Source organism: Nocardioides pakistanensis (assembly GCF_054781215.1).
In genome coordinates, this window is the sequence record NZ_BAAGUV010000011.1 from 63,030 (window position 1) to 77,846 (window position 14,817).

Sequence of the window (14,817 nt, forward strand, 5' to 3'; positions counted from 1 at the left end):
GTCAGGCACTCGCTGCCAGGTGCGGCATCCAGTCGCAGACCTCGTCGAGGTTCTTGTAGAACTGCTCGGGCAGGGCGAGGAGCTCGGTGATGACCTCGTGGGGGGCGTTGTTGTTGTAGGCGGTGCGCAGCAGCTGTGTGCGGCTGGCCCAGGTGACGGTGAAGGCGTTGCCCACGTAGTAGGCGATCTGGTCTCGGGTGACCGTGTGGTCCACGGTGTGCGGTTTCCTTCCTCAGATAGTGGTGTCGAGCTCGGCTGCTGCCCAGCGGTGGATGTCGGCGCGTCGTACTCGTCGAGCCATCAGCCGGATGCGGCGGTGCCGGTCTCGCGCGTCGCTGGCGAGGACCTGCTCCATGACGCGGCTGGTGCCGTCGATGTCGAAGGGGTTGCACATGAACGCCTCGCGGAGCTCGGTGGCGGCCCCGGTGAACTCGCTGAGAACGAGCGCGCCGTCGGGGCGTCCTCCGGCGTGGGAGACGACGACGTACTCCTTGGCGACCAGGTTCATCCCGTCCTCGAGCGGGGTGACCAGCATCTGGTCGGCGAGCTGGTAGTAGGCCAGCAGCGCGGCCCGTGGGACGCCCCGGTGGAAGTAGTGCACGGGCACGTCCTGCCCGGGTTCGGTGAACCGGCCGTTGATCCGGCCGGTGGTCAGCTCGACCTGCTCCCGGAGCTGTTGGTACTGCTGCACCGCTCCTCGGCTCGGCACGGCGATCTGGACCAGCGACAGCTTGCCGCGCAGGTCGGCCCGACGCTCCAGCAGCCGCTCGAAGGCGAGCAGCCGCTCGAGGATCCCCTTGGTGTAGTCGAGCCGGTCCACGCCGAGGAGGACGTGGCGGCCCTCGAACTGGCGTGTGAGCTGGTCGAGCTTGCGGGTGACGTCAGGGGTGTCGACATCTCGGGTGAACTCGTCGACGTCGATGGAGATCGGGTTGGCGGCGGTCCTGACCACGCGACCGTCGGCGAGCTCGAGGTTCTTGCCCCGGACGGTCACCTCGTCGGCCAGGATGCGGCCGCAGGAGCGGACGAAGTTCTTGCGGTACCGCTCGGTGTGGAAGCTGAGCACCTCGGCGCCGAGCAGGCCACGCAGCAGCTCGGCCCGCCAGGGCAGCCTGCTGAACAGCTCGGGAGCCGGCCAGGGGATGTGCAGGAAGAACCGGATCCGGGTGAGCCCGGCTTCGCGCAGCATCTGCGGCATCAGCATCAGGTGGTAGTCGTGGACCCACACCAGATCTGAGTCGGGGTTGACGGTGATCTTCGCCGTCGCCGCGGCCATCGCCTCGTTGGCGCGCTGGTAGCACGCCCACCAACGGTTGTCGTACTCCGGCGTCCCGACCAGGTTGTGGAACAGCGGCCACAGCGTGGCGTTAGCGAATCCGTCGTAGTAGCCGCGTGCGGTGTCCCGGGACAGTGCCACCGGCTCCAGCCGAGCGTCGGTGCCCGGAAGCGTGTCGGGGAGGTCGCGGGAGCCGCCGTCCCAACCGACCCAGGTGGTGCGTCGCTTGGCGACGACGGGACGCAGAGCGGTGACGAGCCCACCGGCCGATGCCCGCCAGGTGGAACCGGCGCGCTGGACGGGGAGTCTGTTCGAGACCACCACCAGGCCTGCGTCGTCGCTGATCACTCCCCAGAGTCTACCCTTACGTGACAGAAGGATCTTCCCCGCCGGTCCGCGCCAGCACAGGGACTGACCGGCAGCACCCGCCTGGGCGCGCGTGTCACTCTCACGCTTGGGTAGACTCGTCCTTCAGTCGCAGACCCATCGACCGAGTCGCGACACCCCTGGTTCCCACCGCCCCTCGCAAATTTCTGGAGTTCCCGCTGTGTCCGAGATCGAGCTCCGTGCCGAGATCGACCACCACGACCGCGCGCGTACCGCCATGGAGACGATGCGCAACACGACCGTGACGCTGACCGACAAGTTCCAGGTCGACTTCATCGAGGCCAAGCAGAACCGCTACGCCGACGACGCCGGCCCGGACCACAACATGGGGTTCGCCATGGCGCGGCACAGCGGCGAACGCCTCGACGACCTCGCCGCCCGCGACATCCCCCTGTTCTTCGGACGAATCTGGCTCGACTCCGGCGACGACTACCACCTCGGACGACGCCACGTGCGTGACGAGACCGACCGGTCGATCCCCCTGGTCGTGGACTGGCGCGCCGCCATCGCCGAGCGCTACTACCGAGCCTCCGCTCACCGGCGGCTCGAGGTCACCAAGCGGAGACGCTTCGGTTTCCAGGGCAGCACGCTGACCGGTTTCGAGGACGAGGACCTCCGCCTGGGACAGGACTTCGCCTCCGACTTCCTGACCACAGAGATCGAGCGCCCACGGACCGGTCCGATGCGCGACATCGTCGCCACCATCCAGCCCGAGCAGGACGAGCTGATCCGCCGCAACGCCGAGACCACGTTGTGCGTCCAGGGCGCACCGGGCACCGGGAAGACCGCGGTGGGTCTGCACCGTGCCGCCTGGCTCCTCTACAACTACCCGGGCAAGCTCTCACGAAGCGGCATGCTGGTCGTAGGACCCAATGAAAGCTTCCTGCGCTACATCGCAGGCGTCCTGCCCACGCTCGGTGAGACATCGGTGTGGCAGATCACCGTCGACGAGCTGACCGGGGCAGCCGAGGCGGCCCACAGCGACCCGCATGACGTGGCCTTGCTCAAGCACGACGGGCGCATGGCCGAGGTCTGCGAGCGGGCCGTGTGGAGCCACGTGGGCCAGGTCCAGGACAAGCTGATGATCACCCATGCCGGGGCACGGGCGTACCTCGACGTCGACGACCTGGGCGATGCGGTCCGCCAGGCACGGGAGACCAACCGCACCTGGGACGCAGGCCGCAAGTCGCTGGAACGGGCAGTGGTGCACGGGCTGATGCGCCAGCTCGAGGCGCGTCTCATGCGGGCCGGGGACGCCAAGTGGGCACAAGACATCAAGCGCAAACCCGAGGTCAAGGCCTTCCTCGACGCGGTGTGGCCCCGTCTGTCCGCCAAGCAGGTCCTGCGGAAGCTCTACACCGACGACACCTTCCGTGCATCGGTGTGCTCCGGGTTGTTCACCGCAGACGAGACGGCCCTGTTGGGTCGTCAGGGTCCGCTCAAGCCGTCCGCGGCCGACGTCCTGCTGCTCGACGAGCTCCAGTCGCACCTGAAGTCGCTCGCGTCCATGCAGACCTATGGCCACGTGGTGGTCGACGAGGCCCAGGACCTCTCCCCCATGCAGTGCCGCGCCATCGCCCGACGCTGTCCGTCCGGCGCCCTGACCGTGCTCGGCGACCTGGCCCAGGGCACGACCCCGTGGGCAGCCGCCGACTGGGAGACGCAGATGCGGCACCTCGGCCGCGCCGACGCTGAGCACACCGAGCTCACCACGGGCTTCCGGGTGCCTGCCGTGATCATCGAGCTGGCCAACCGGCTCCTTCCTCAGCTCGGAGTCTCGGTGTCGCCGGCGCGGTCGGTCCGCTCGGACGGAGCCGTCCACCTGCTGGCCTGCGACGACCTCGTCACCGGCACCCTCGACGCCGTGGCCAAGGCTCTCGTGGACGAAGGCATGGTCGGCGTCATCGCACCGGACTCGGCTCTCGAGGAGCTGCAGCGGGCCCTGCCGTCCAGCCCGCGCGTCGAGCTGGTGCCCGCCAGCCTCGCCAAAGGGCTCGAGTTCGACCATGTCGTCCTCGCCCAACCCCGCGACTTCCTCGCCGGACCGAGCGCCGGCGACAACCAACGAGCTCGCGTGGGGCTGCGGCACCTGTACGTCGCCCTCACCCGCGCGGTCTCCCGCCTCACCATCGTCCACACCGAACCGCTCCCGCCTGAGCTCGACCACGTGTCCCAGACGGTTGAGCCATCCACGGGGTGGGACCGGTGAACGTGCGCGTGCCCGCCCACCCGAAACCGAGCTGAACATGCCACGCATCCCTCGACATGAGCTGCGTGAGCACACCGCGGCGGCGTTCCGGTCCGGCGGGGCCATGAGGAGCGACCTGCTGATGACCGCCATCCAGTCCGCGGCCCGCCAAGAGGTCATCGACACCCTGCTGGGGCTCACCGAGGGCTACTACGAGACCTTCGACGAGATCTGGCTACAACTGTCCAAGGAGGACCAGAGTTGAACCGCACCGAACCCGGCAGAACGCCCAGCGCACCCATGGATAGCGTGACGCTGTGAGCCATCCCCACCCAGAGCTTCAGTCTCCCCCGAAACTGCCCGCAGACGGTCTGCGCATCGTCGGGCTCGGCGGTCTCGGCGAGATCGGCCGAAACATGACCGTGTTCGAGCACCGCGGGAAGCTGCTCGTCGTCGACTGCGGCGTGCTGTTCCCCGAAGAGCACCAACCCGGGATCGACGTCATACTTCCCGACTTCAGCTGGATCCGCGACCGCCTCGACGCCGTCGCCGCCGTGGTGCTGACCCACGGCCACGAGGACCACATCGGCGGTGTCCCGTACCTGCTGCGGGAAAGACCGGACATCCCGGTCGTCGGTTCCAGGCTGACCCTGGCGCTGATCGACGCCAAGCTCAAGGAACACCGGATCAAGCCGAAGCTGCAGCACGTCGAGGAGGGCGACCGGGTCACGCTCGGACCCTTCGACCTGGAGTTCCTCGCCGTCAACCACTCCATCCCCGACGGGCTCGCCGTGGCGATTCGCACCGCGGCCGGTCTGGTCCTGCACACCGGCGACTTCAAGATGGACCAGTTTCCCCTCGACAGCCGCATCACCGACCTGCGCGGCTTCGCCCGCCTCGGCGAGGAGGGCGTGGATCTGTTCATGGTGGACTCCACCAACGCCGAGGTCCCCGGGTTCACCATGTCCGAACGCGAGCTCACACCAGCGATCGAGACCGTGTTCCGCACCGCTCCAAGGCGCATCATCGTCTCCAGCTTCGCCAGCCACGTCCACCGCATCCAACAGATCCTCGATGCTGCTCACGCCCACGGCCGCAAGGTCGCCTTCGTGGGCCGGTCGATGGTGCGCAACATGGGCGTCGCCCGCGACCTGGGCTACCTCCGAGTCCCTGAGAACCTCGTGGTGCCGTTCGAACAGCTGGAACGGATGGGCCCGACCAGGGCGGCGATCGTCTGCACCGGATCCCAGGGCGAGCCGCTGGCCGCGCTGTCCAGGATGGCCAACCGCGAGCACAAGATCAGGATCGAGGCCGGCGACACGGTGCTGATGGCCAGCTCGGTCATCCCCGGCAACGAGAACGCCATCTCCGGCGTCATCAACGGCCTCACCCGGTGGGGCGCCAAGGTGGTGCACAAGGGCAACGCGAAGGTGCACGTCTCCGGTCACGCCAGCGCTGGAGAGCTCGTCTACTGCTACAACGTCGTCCGGCCCGCGAACGTGATGCCGGTCCACGGGGAGTGGAGACACCTCCAAGCCAACGCCGACCTGGCCGTCAAGACCGGGATCGACCCGAAGCGGGTCGTCATCGCCGAGGACGGCGTGGTCGTCGACCTCGTTGGAGGTCGCGCGCAGATCACCGGGAAGGTGCCGGCAGGCAACGTGTACGTCGACGCGCAGACCGTCGGCGGTGCCACCGAGGCATCGCTGAAGGACCGGCGCACCCTCGCCGAGGAAGGCGTGGTCACGGTACTTGCCATCGTCGACGCCGATACCGGCGAGCTGGCCGAGCCGCCGGAGTTCCTGATCCGCGGGTTCGTCCATGACCAGGAGGCATTCGAAGGGGCGGTACCTGTCGTGGAGAAGACCCTTGCCCATGCGGCCCGGGAAGGCATCGGTGAGGCCCACCAGCTCGAGCAGATGATCACCCACGACGTGGGCAGGTGGGCGCACAAGAAGTTCCGCCGCAGTCCCCTGATCATCACCATCGTGGTGGATGCCTAGGGCTGCGGCGGCTCCGGGTGAGCCATCGCCGTCGCCGGCGCACAGGGTATGGGATGTCTCTGCGACGGCAAGGGTCCTCTACGCCGTCGCGACGTTGGGACTGACCACCCTCCTGGCCCTGGCGGCATGGTTCTCGGCCTCGGCCGGCGAGGTGCTCTACAGGGCCGTCGTACCCCATACCACGGGCTTGCCGATGATCGGCGTACTCGCAGACGCAGCGACCCTGGGGTTGCTCGTCGGCTACGGAGTCGTCCTGTGGCGGTCTCGGCGCACCGTCAGGGTCCTGGCGCTGGGTCTCGCGGCCGGCGCGGGTGTGATGGTGGGGTACGTCGCCAGTGAGTCGGTCAAGCTGCTGCTCAAGGAGGAGCGGCCGTGTCGCGTCGTCCTCCCCCTCGAGGAGTGCCCCGCGGTCGGAGACTGGTCATTCCCGAGTAATCACATGGCCATCGCCGCCGGTCTGGCGCTGGCCATCTGGGTCCTCGCCCCGCGGTCCTACCGGTGGGGCGCTGCGCTGGTCGTGGCTGTCGCCGTCGGCCGCGTGGGCCAAGGCGCGCACTACCCGCATGACGTCCTCGCGGGCGCCGTTCTCGGCCTTGGCGTGGTCGCTGTGACAGTGCTGGCCGGTGCTCCCGCGATCGCCGGCCTGCTGACCAGGATGGATGGTAGGCCGGCTACGCTCACGCCAGGACCGCGGCCGCAGCACGACGACCGTCCACGGTAGCGGCGACTGAAACGCCAGGACCGCCCGAGGTTGCGGGGCCCCGTGCCTTGAGCCCGGGATCGCATCTCGGCCGCACACTCGGTTTGCCGGCGCGCCTCGCAGTCGCTTGGTGGGTCAGCGGCCTGTGTTTCACACGGTGTAGCGGCGCAGTCCCGTCTGCTGGCCCGCGATCGACAGGACACCGTCGAGGTCGGCGAAGCAGAGGCCGTCCCGGTGCACGGTGTGGATGCCCGAGACCTGGTCGACACGCACCTCGTCTGTCATCCAGGTGCGCTCCTCACCCCGCACAGGCCGCGCTACCACCCGGGCCAGGCCGGGCAAGGGTTGGACCACCAGCTCGGTCCCTGCCTCGAGGACCACGGGCACGTTGTCTCCCACGGTCATGCGCAGCTCACCTGTCTCGGGCTGGTTGGGCACCACCCGGACTTCGTCGAACGCGACGTCTGGGATCTGCCCGGACACCGACGGGAACATGTGCGGCTCGTCGTGATGGAAGAAGGTCCGAAGGATCGGCATCTCCTCAAGACGAGGGGTCGTCTCGCGCTCATGCTCGCGATCACGAGCCCGAACGATGGGGACCCCTGCGAGGGCAGCGACGCGCTCGGCTTCGAGGCCGGCGCCTCCCGTGGCATCGACGTACACACAGACATGCGGGAGCTTCTCGCCCCGCAGGGAAGCAGTAGCCAACGCGGACGCGGTCATCGCCGCTGCCAGGTCGTGTACGTCGACGTTCTCCCGACTGAGTCGCCGACGGATCGCTGCGGCCTCACTCCGACGAGCGTGTCCGAAGCCGCGCAGGACTCCTACGACAGGAGATCCACAGGCGCATTCGCCGGCCACCGCGGAGGCGGCCTCGACGATACGGCTTCGGCGCGAAGGTGCTCGCACGGTCCAGTCCGGCCGACGCGGCAGATGGAGCGCCATGCCGTGATCACTCAACGGGCACCTCCGGCATGTGTCTCCACAGGTCTCGGACGTGGGAGAAATGGCGGTCCGGCAGCTCGGCGATCCGGTCGAGGACGGCGGGCGGTGCCTTCTTGCTGGTGGCGACAGCGAGGATCTCAGAGCGCCGCGCGCCGCCGGCCTCGAATGCGTCCCAGACCGCGTCCGCGATGGCGACGCGCGTGACCGTGCTCATCGCCACTCCCGGGTGGTGTACTCGTGGATCTGCCGTGCCGGCCGGGCGGTGACCCACCGGAAGCTTCCGTTGGTCTCGGTGATCCGCTGGCGAACCGTCTCCACCTCGCTGTTGGCGACCTGGGTGAGCTTCTGCCAGCTTCCCTCGCGACGGACCTCGAACGTCGTGCAGTCATGGTCAGTGGACAGCCGCTGCGCGATCACCTCGTGCTCGCGGCCGTCGACGTACCGCACCTTGTATGTAGCCACGCGACTCCTCATGCGATTGACAACTGCCCGAAAGTCTACCCTTACGTAAGGTAAGACTGAAATCGGAGCTAGGTGGAGCACATGGCCGCACGAGGGCGCGTGGATGTGACTCTGCCGTGACGTGACGGTAGACTCGTCGAATCAGTGTTCTCGACAGGATGCGAACGTCATGGGTCTTCACCACATGCAGATCGGCGAGGTCGCCGAACAGACCGGTCTGAGCCTGCGCACGATCCGGTACTACGAGGAAGTGGGACTGGTCACGCCGTCGGCACGTACGACCGGCGGTTTCCGGCTGTACTCCGAGACCGACGTCGCGCGTCTGCGGCTGGTGCGGCGGATGAAGCCGCTGGAGTTCTCCCTGGAGGAGATGAAGGACGTTCTGTCGGTCCTCGACGGTCTCGAGGCCGGTGACCCCCTCAGCGTCGAGCATGACCAGCTGGTCGGGCGGCTCGAGATGTATCGCGAGGTGACCGCAGCCCGCGTCACCGCCCTGAAGGAACAACTCGAGGTCGCGGAGAGTTTCGCTAGTGACCTACGACGCGAGATCAACCGGCAGAAGAAGAAGGCGGCGAACCAGAGCAAGTGACTGCTACAGCCACGACGCAGGTCGACGGCACCCTCGTTGCCCGGGAAGCCAGCCGACGCCGCACGTTTGCGGTGATCAGCCATCCCGACGCCGGCAAGTCGACCCTGACCGAGGCGCTCGCCCTGCACGCGGAGGTGATCTCCGAGGCCGGCGCCGTGCACGGCAAGGCCGGCCGCAAGGGAACCGTCTCGGATTGGATGGAGATGGAGCGCGCCCGCGGGATCTCCATCACCTCCGCCGCGCTGCAGTTCGCCTACGGCGACCACGTGATCAACCTCGTCGACACACCCGGCCACGCCGACTTCTCCGAGGACACCTACCGCGTCCTCGCGGCCGTCGACGCCGCCGTCATGCTCGTTGACGGCGCCAAGGGCCTCGAGCCGCAGACCCTGAAGCTCTTCCAGGTCTGCCGCCACCGCCGGATCCCGGTGATCACGGTGATCAACAAGTGGGACCGCCCCGGCCGCGAGGCGCTGGAGCTGATGGATGAGATCGAGAAGGAGATCGGACTGCAGCCCACTCCCCTGACCTGGCCGGTCGGGATCTCCGGCGACTTCCACGGAGTGCTGGAGCGCAGCAGCGGCGACATGATCGCCTACACCCGCACCGCCGGCGGCGCGACCCGCGCCCCCGAGGAGCGGCTCGACCCCGACACGGCGCTGACCGAGTACGGCGTCGACTGGCAGAACGCCCTCGAGGAGCACCACCTGCTCGAGGCCGACGGCGCCGAGCACGACCAGGAGCTCTTCCTCGCCGGAGAGACCACGCCGGTGCTGTTCGCGTCCGCGATCCTCAACTTCGGGGTCGCCCAGCTGCTCCGCACCCTGGTCACCCTGGCCCCCGCACCGTCGGCGACGCCGGACGTCGACGGCGCCAAGCGCGAGGTCCACGAGCCGTTCAGCGCGTTCGTGTTCAAGGTCCAGGCCGGCATGGACGCCGCCCACCGCGACCGGCTCGCCTACGCCCGGGTCACCTCCGGGGTGTTCCGCCGCGGCATGGTCGCCACCCACGCCGACACCGGCCGTCCGTTCGCCACCAAGTACGCCCAGGCCGTCTTCGGCCGCGAGCGCTCTGTCGTGGACACCGCCTACCCCGGCGACATCGTCGGCCTGGTCAACGCCAGCGCCCTGCGGGTCGGTGACACGATCTACGAGACGCAGCCGGTCCGGTTCCCCCCGATCGCGAGCTTCGCACCCGAGCACTTCATGGTCGTCCGCGCCAAGGACGCCGGACGCTACAAGCAGTTCCGCCGCGGCATCGAGCAGCTCGACCAGGAAGGGGTCGTCCAGGTGCTGCGCTCCGACGTCCGCGGCGACCAGGCCCCGGTGCTCGCTGCGGTTGGCCCGATGCAGTTCGAGGTCGCCGAAGCACGTATGGCCAGCGAGTTCAACGCACCCGTGCGGCTCGAGCGCCTCGACTACTCCGTCGCCCGCCGCACCCGGCCAGAGGACGTCGCCGAGCTGAACAGCCTGCGCGGCGTGGAGGTCCTCAAGCGCTCCGACGGTGAGCTGCTGGCCCTGTTCCCCGACAAGTGGCGTGCCCAGGCCGTCGAGCGCAACCAGCCCGAGCTGATGCTCGAGCCCCTCGTCGCAGGAGAGCGTTGAGCAGCCAACAGACCCTGAAGGAACGTCTCTCCCCCGCAGCAGCCAAACCCGACAACTTCTACGGCTGGCACATCGTCGCCTACGCGGCGATCGCACTTGCCGCCACGGCACCGGGCCAGACCGCAGCCGTCTCGGCGTTCATCGACCCGATGATCCGCGACCTCGGCGTCAGCCGAGGGCAGATCTCGACCGCCTACCTGGTCGGCACCCTGACCGGCGCCGCAGCCATGCCGTTCGTCGGCCGTGCCATCGACCGGTACGGCACCCGGCGCAGCATGCTCGTCATCGGGACACTCTTCGGCGCGGTCCTGCTCTCGCTCTCCCTCGTCCACGGCCTCACCGGACTGACCATCGGCTTCGTCGGCATCCGCCTGCTCGGCCAGGGCGCCCTTGGCCTCACCGCCACCACGGCGGCCGCCCGCTGGTTCATCCGGCGCCGCGGGTCCGCGCTCGGGATCGTCTCCGCCGCCGGCGCGGCCGGGATCTCGGCGGCACCGCTGCTCCTCGAACGCCTGATCAGCGCGCACGGATGGCGCACCGCCTGGGTCGTCGAGGGCCTGCTGATCTGGGCCATCGTCATCCCCCTGGCTGTCTTCGCGATGAGAGACGACCCCGCCCACCTCGGTCAACGACCTGACGGCGTACCGGTCGAGGAACACGACACGCACCGTGTCGAGCGCGGCGCCACCCGTCGCGAGGCCTTCCGGACGCCGTTCTTCTGGGTGCTCACCGCCGGCGTGGCCGTGTCCGGCCTGCTCTCAACCGCCGTCGCATTCCACCAGATCAGCCTGCTCGGTGAACGAGGCCTGTCGACCGCCGAGGCTGCGGCGAACTTCATGCCCCAGACGATCGCCGGCCTGGTCGCCACCCTCGCTACCGGTCACCTCGTGGACCGGCTCAGCTCCCGGTGGCTCACCGCAGCCTCGATGCTCATGCTCGCCGGCGCCCTGGTGTGGGCCGTCGTGGTCGATCCCGGGTGGTCCGCCATCGGATTCGGCGTCGCCCTCGGCGCCTCGGGCTCCTCCATCCGCGCGCTGGAGGCTGCCTCGGTGCCGAAGTACTTCGGCACCAAGCACCTCGGTTCCATCCGCGGCTTCGTCGCCTCGATCAGCGTCGGATCCACCGCATTCGGCCCACTGCTCTTCGCCACCGGCTTCGAGATGACCGGCAGCTACACCACGGTGCTCCTGGGCAGCGTCGCCCTCCCGCTCGCGGTGGTCGTCGCGGCGATGGTCGTGAAGCCGCCGCGTGCCCGAGATCACGTCCCGGAGCCGGTCACCGGTTCGACCCTACCTTCCCGTTAGGGTAGGGTTGACCCAGTCTTCCGGAGCGGCCCCGCCCTCCGATCATGCCCCAGTTTCCCAGTTCTTCAGCACCTTCCGCACGCCTGCAACGACGCAGACAGCAGGGCAGCAAGCCCCTGGACATCGCGTGCCACGACCACGAAACGGATGACACGCGTGTCCCAGCAGCACCCTGCCCCCGTCCACCCCCGCGAGGTCGAGGAGGACGAGAACACCTCCGTCCTCGCCACCCTGCGGTCACCGAAGCGGCTGCGCACCGAGGTCTTCGCCGGCCTCGTCGTCGCCCTGGCGCTGATCCCCGAGGCGATCGCCTTCTCGATCATCGCCGGCGTCGACCCGCGCGTCGGTCTGTTCGCGTCGTTCACGATGGCCGTCTCGATCGCCTTCCTCGGCGGACGCCCCGCGATGATCTCCGCCGCCACCGGCGCCATCGCCCTGGTCATCGCCCCGGTCGCCCGCGACCACGGCCTGGACTACTTCATCGCCACGGTGATCCTGGCCGGCATCTTCCAGGTGCTCCTCGGCGCCGCCGGAGTCGCCAAGCTGATGCGATTCATCCCCCGCAGCGTCATGGTCGGCTTCGTCAACGCCCTGGCGATCCTGATCTTCCTCGCCCAGGTCCCGCACATGGTCGACGTACCCGGCCTGGTCTACCCCCTGATCGCGCTCGGTCTGGTCATCATGTACGCACTCCCCCGCGTGACCAAGGCCGTCCCGGCGCCGCTGGTGGCGATCGTGGTCCTCACCCTCATCACGGTGTTCATGGCCTTCGACGTGCCGACCGTGGGTGACGAGGGCGAGCTGCCCGACAGCCTCCCGACGCTGCTCATCCCGAACGTCCCGTTCACCATGGAGACCTTCCAGATCATCGCCCCCTACGCCCTGGCGATGGCCCTGGTCGGCATCCTCGAGTCGCTGCTGACCGCCAAGCTCGTCGACGACGTCACCGACACCCACTCCAACAAGACCCGCGAGACCTGGGGCCAGGGCGCCGCGAACGTGATCACCGGGTTCTTCGGCGGCATGGGCGGCTGCGCGATGATCGGCCAGACCATGATCAACGTGAAGGCCTCCGGTGCCCGCACCCGGATCTCCACGTTCCTGGCCGGCGTGTTCCTGCTCGTCCTGGTCGTCGGGGCCGGCGGACTCGTCGCCATCATCCCGATGGCTGCCTTGGTCGCGGTCATGATCGTGGTCTCGGTCGCCACCTTCGACTGGCACAGCATCCAGCGCAACACCCTGCGCCGGATGCCCAAGAGCGAGACCATCGTGATGCTCTCCACGGTCGCGGTCACCGTCTTCTCCCACAACCTCGCCTACGGCGTCATCGTCGGCGTGCTCGTGGCGATGGTGCTCTTCGCCCGCCGCGTCGCCCACCTCACGGTCGTCGAGGACGTCGCCGAGATCGGCGAGGACACCCACGTGTACGCCGTCCGCGGCGCCCTGTTCTTCGCCACCAGCAACGACCTGTACTCCCAGTTCGACTACGTCGGGGCCCCGAAGAACGTCATCATCGACCTCACCTACGCTGAGATCTGGGACGCCTCCACGGTCGCCGCCCTCGACGCGGTCCAGCACAAGTTCGAGTCCAAGGGCAAGAACGTGGAGATCGTCGGGCTCGACGGAGCCAGCGCGCACATGCACGACCGGCTCAGCGGCCACCTCGGCGCAGGCCACTGAAAGACGCCCCCGGCCCGCCCTTCCTAGCGAGTGGGCCGGGGGTCCACCTCTCACCCCGAGAAGGGAGCCCCATGAGCCTTAGGTTCGAGGAGCTCGACTGGCAGAACACCCCTCTCGGTGAGATCAGCCTGCGGCGCCGGGTCGAACCGTCCCTGGGCGTGGACGTCTACGAGGTGAAGCTCGGCGAGGAGTTCCTCATGTCCAGCCTCTTCACCGTCGCCGAGATCGAGCTCGCCCGACTCGGGCTGGCACAGACACCCGGCGACGACCTCGACGTACTCGTCGGTGGCTTGGGGCTCGGCTACACCGCCGCAGCCGCCCTCGAGGAACCCCGCGGCCGAACCCTGACCGTCGTCGACGCCATCGCGCCGGTCATCGACTGGCACCGCCGCAATCTCCTGCCCGACACAGCCGGTCTCGCCGACGATCCACGAGTCCGACTGGTGCTCGGTGACTTCTTCGGCCTGGTCGCCGGCGAAAGTGGCTTCGGAGAGGGCGCGCCGGAGCAGTACGACGCGATCCTCCTCGACATCGACCACACCCCACGGCACGTGCTCAACCCCAGCCACGCGGCCTTCTACACCCACGACGGCCTCACCGCACTGACGCGGTACCTGAAGCCCGAGGGCGTCTTCGCGCTCTGGTCCGACGACCCGCCGGACGAGGCGTTTCTCGAGGTGTTGTCCCAGGTCTTCCCCACCGCGCGAGCCGAGCTCGTCACGTTCCCGAACCCCCTCACCCGCGGCGAGTCCTCGAACACCGTCTACGTCGCCACCCGCTGACGACAGCTCCCTGCAGCCGATGTTTGCGCGCTAGGCTTCGGGCAGCGTCGCGTGCCGGTGGCAGACCGTGTCAGGCATGGAGGCGCCGGATCGAAGGAGCGCGACGACGATGACGTCGTTCCCTTCGCCCTCTGTCCGTGACTGAGGGCGACAAGACCAGGCTGGTCGCCTGGAGCCGTGAGCTGCGCGCCGTCCACGAACGGCTGCGGGAGGCACTGAGCATCACCCGAGCAGCACTCGCCGACGGCGACGCAGCCGCACCGGCCACGCGAGACCTGCTCCTCTACTGCGGTGGGTTCTGCACCGCGCTCACCGGACACCACCAAGGCGAGGACCGTGAGCTGTTCCCGGCCCTCGCCGAGCAGTATCCCGAGCTCCGCGAGACTCTGCGCTACCTGCAGCAGGACCACTCCATGATCGCGCACCTGCTCACCGGGCTCGAGGAAGCCGTCGATCGCTCGTCGACACCCCCTGAGCTGGATCGGCACCTCGAAGGCGTAGCCGCGATCATGGAGTCCCACTTCCGGTACGAGGAACGCCAGCTCCTCACCGTGCTCGAAACCCTGGACCTCCACGTCGACCCGCATGACGCTCTCGGACCACTTTGACCCCGAGAGGCGGTGGCCGCTGCCACATGGACTGGATCGGGTGACTCCGTGGCAACGCTGCCGATGCCTACGGCGCGGGCCACCTCTGAACCGCTACTTCGCTCAGCGGCGAAGGCAGGATTTGAACCCGTGGCCTCTGGAGTCACACAGGGCGATTCCGAGTGCCACCCAAAGTTGCGGGAAACAGCCGAATCGCTTGTGTTGTAGCAGCGTTCGCTGTCTCGAACACTTCCGACTGTAACCGGTCGTTTCGTGCACGTGACCACTGAATCCGGAGGGTTCGTGGAGG

General features: G+C 68.4%; 15 protein-coding genes. 10 read left to right on the top strand and 5 right to left on the bottom strand.

All coding sequences use genetic code 11. The features are described from left to right. Position 1: 1 nt before the first annotated feature. Positions 2-214 carry a DUF2795 domain-containing protein gene (locus ACYVIH_RS03810; protein ID WP_460866197.1) on the bottom strand — a complete coding sequence of 71 codons (213 nt, stop codon included), beginning with the start codon at positions 212-214 and terminating at the stop codon, positions 2-4. An 18-nt stretch (positions 215-232) separates the two neighbouring features. Further along, positions 233-1,624 carry an alpha,alpha-trehalose-phosphate synthase (UDP-forming) gene (locus ACYVIH_RS03815; RefSeq protein ID WP_460866198.1) on the bottom strand — a complete coding sequence of 464 codons (1,392 nt, stop codon included), beginning with the start codon at positions 1,622-1,624 and terminating at the stop codon, positions 233-235. Positions 1,625-1,823: 199 nt separating this feature from the next. Here ACYVIH_RS03815 and ACYVIH_RS03820 point away from each other — a divergent pair, with 199 nt between their 5' ends. The 4 genes from ACYVIH_RS03820 (at position 1,824) to ACYVIH_RS03835 (ending at position 6,575) form a co-directional block, all read left to right on the top strand. Then, entirely contained in the window at positions 1,824-3,872 is a 2,049-nt protein-coding gene (locus ACYVIH_RS03820) for a HelD family protein (RefSeq protein WP_460866200.1), read from the top strand. Between the two features lie 37 nt (positions 3,873-3,909). Continuing rightward, the gene (locus ACYVIH_RS03825) at positions 3,910-4,116 is read left to right on the top strand and encodes a hypothetical protein (RefSeq protein ID WP_460866203.1); all 207 of its coding nucleotides are present in this window, start codon (positions 3,910-3,912) and stop codon (positions 4,114-4,116) included. Positions 4,117-4,168: 52 nt separating this feature from the next. Further along, entirely contained in the window at positions 4,169-5,854 is a 1,686-nt protein-coding gene (locus ACYVIH_RS03830) for a ribonuclease J (protein WP_460866205.1), read from the top strand. Between the two features lie 94 nt (positions 5,855-5,948). Next, the gene (locus tag ACYVIH_RS03835) at positions 5,949-6,575 is read left to right on the top strand and encodes a phosphatase PAP2 family protein (protein ID WP_460866207.1); all 627 of its coding nucleotides are present in this window, start codon (positions 5,949-5,951) and stop codon (positions 6,573-6,575) included. A 129-nt stretch (positions 6,576-6,704) separates the two neighbouring features. On the opposite strand, the gene ACYVIH_RS03840 is transcribed toward ACYVIH_RS03835, so the two are convergent. The 3 genes from ACYVIH_RS03840 to ACYVIH_RS03850 all read right to left on the bottom strand — a co-directional run bounded on the left by ACYVIH_RS03840 (position 6,705) and on the right by ACYVIH_RS03850 (position 7,961). Then, complete coding sequence (locus ACYVIH_RS03840) at positions 6,705-7,091, bottom strand: hypothetical protein (protein WP_460866209.1); 387 nt, start codon at positions 7,089-7,091, stop codon at positions 6,705-6,707. 415 nt (positions 7,092-7,506) lie between these two features. Then, on the bottom strand, positions 7,507-7,713 hold the full coding sequence (locus ACYVIH_RS03845; protein ID WP_460866211.1) for a hypothetical protein: 207 nt from the start codon (positions 7,711-7,713) through the stop codon (positions 7,507-7,509). Further along, entirely contained in the window at positions 7,710-7,961 is a 252-nt protein-coding gene (locus ACYVIH_RS03850) for a hypothetical protein (RefSeq protein ID WP_460866214.1), read from the bottom strand. Before ACYVIH_RS03850 ends, ACYVIH_RS03845 begins: the two co-directional genes overlap by 4 nt. Before the next feature lie 169 nt (positions 7,962-8,130). On the opposite strand from ACYVIH_RS03850, the gene ACYVIH_RS03855 reads away from it, so the two are divergent. The 6 genes from ACYVIH_RS03855 (at position 8,131) to ACYVIH_RS03880 (ending at position 14,528) form a co-directional block, all read left to right on the top strand. After that, positions 8,131-8,550, top strand: a complete 420-nt coding sequence (locus ACYVIH_RS03855; RefSeq protein WP_460866217.1) for a MerR family transcriptional regulator — start codon at positions 8,131-8,133, stop codon at positions 8,548-8,550. Beyond that, positions 8,547-10,154, top strand: coding sequence for a peptide chain release factor 3 (locus tag ACYVIH_RS03860; protein WP_460866219.1), 1,608 nt, complete (start codon positions 8,547-8,549; stop codon positions 10,152-10,154). The genes ACYVIH_RS03855 and ACYVIH_RS03860 overlap by 4 nt, the downstream gene beginning before the upstream one ends. Next, positions 10,151-11,458 carry an MFS transporter gene (locus ACYVIH_RS03865; protein WP_460866221.1) on the top strand — a complete coding sequence of 436 codons (1,308 nt, stop codon included), beginning with the start codon at positions 10,151-10,153 and terminating at the stop codon, positions 11,456-11,458. Before ACYVIH_RS03860 ends, ACYVIH_RS03865 begins: the two co-directional genes overlap by 4 nt. Before the next feature lie 156 nt (positions 11,459-11,614). Further along, positions 11,615-13,138, top strand: a complete 1,524-nt coding sequence (locus ACYVIH_RS03870; protein WP_460866224.1) for a SulP family inorganic anion transporter — start codon at positions 11,615-11,617, stop codon at positions 13,136-13,138. A 71-nt stretch (positions 13,139-13,209) separates the two neighbouring features. Next, the gene (locus ACYVIH_RS03875; protein WP_460866226.1) at positions 13,210-13,920 is read left to right on the top strand and encodes a spermine/spermidine synthase domain-containing protein; all 711 of its coding nucleotides are present in this window, start codon (positions 13,210-13,212) and stop codon (positions 13,918-13,920) included. 137 nt (positions 13,921-14,057) lie between these two features. Beyond that, the gene (locus ACYVIH_RS03880) at positions 14,058-14,528 is read left to right on the top strand and encodes a hemerythrin domain-containing protein (RefSeq protein ID WP_460866228.1); all 471 of its coding nucleotides are present in this window, start codon (positions 14,058-14,060) and stop codon (positions 14,526-14,528) included. The last annotated feature ends 289 nt before the right edge of the window (positions 14,529-14,817 follow it).

What these genes read in the sequence shown, in the direction of transcription:
- ACYVIH_RS03825 (WP_460866203.1), top strand. Translation starts at nt 3,910, where the DNA reads ATGCCACGCATCCCTCGACATGAGCTGCGTGAGCACACCGCGGCGGCG.
- ACYVIH_RS03840 (WP_460866209.1), bottom strand. Translation starts at nt 7,091, where the DNA reads ATGCCGATCCTTCGGACCTTCTTCCATCACGACGAGCCGCACATGTTC.
- ACYVIH_RS03845 (WP_460866211.1), bottom strand. Translation starts at nt 7,713, where the DNA reads ATGAGCACGGTCACGCGCGTCGCCATCGCGGACGCGGTCTGGGACGCA.
- ACYVIH_RS03855 (WP_460866217.1), top strand. Translation starts at nt 8,131, where the DNA reads ATGGGTCTTCACCACATGCAGATCGGCGAGGTCGCCGAACAGACCGGT.
- ACYVIH_RS03875 (WP_460866226.1), top strand. Translation starts at nt 13,210, where the DNA reads ATGAGCCTTAGGTTCGAGGAGCTCGACTGGCAGAACACCCCTCTCGGT.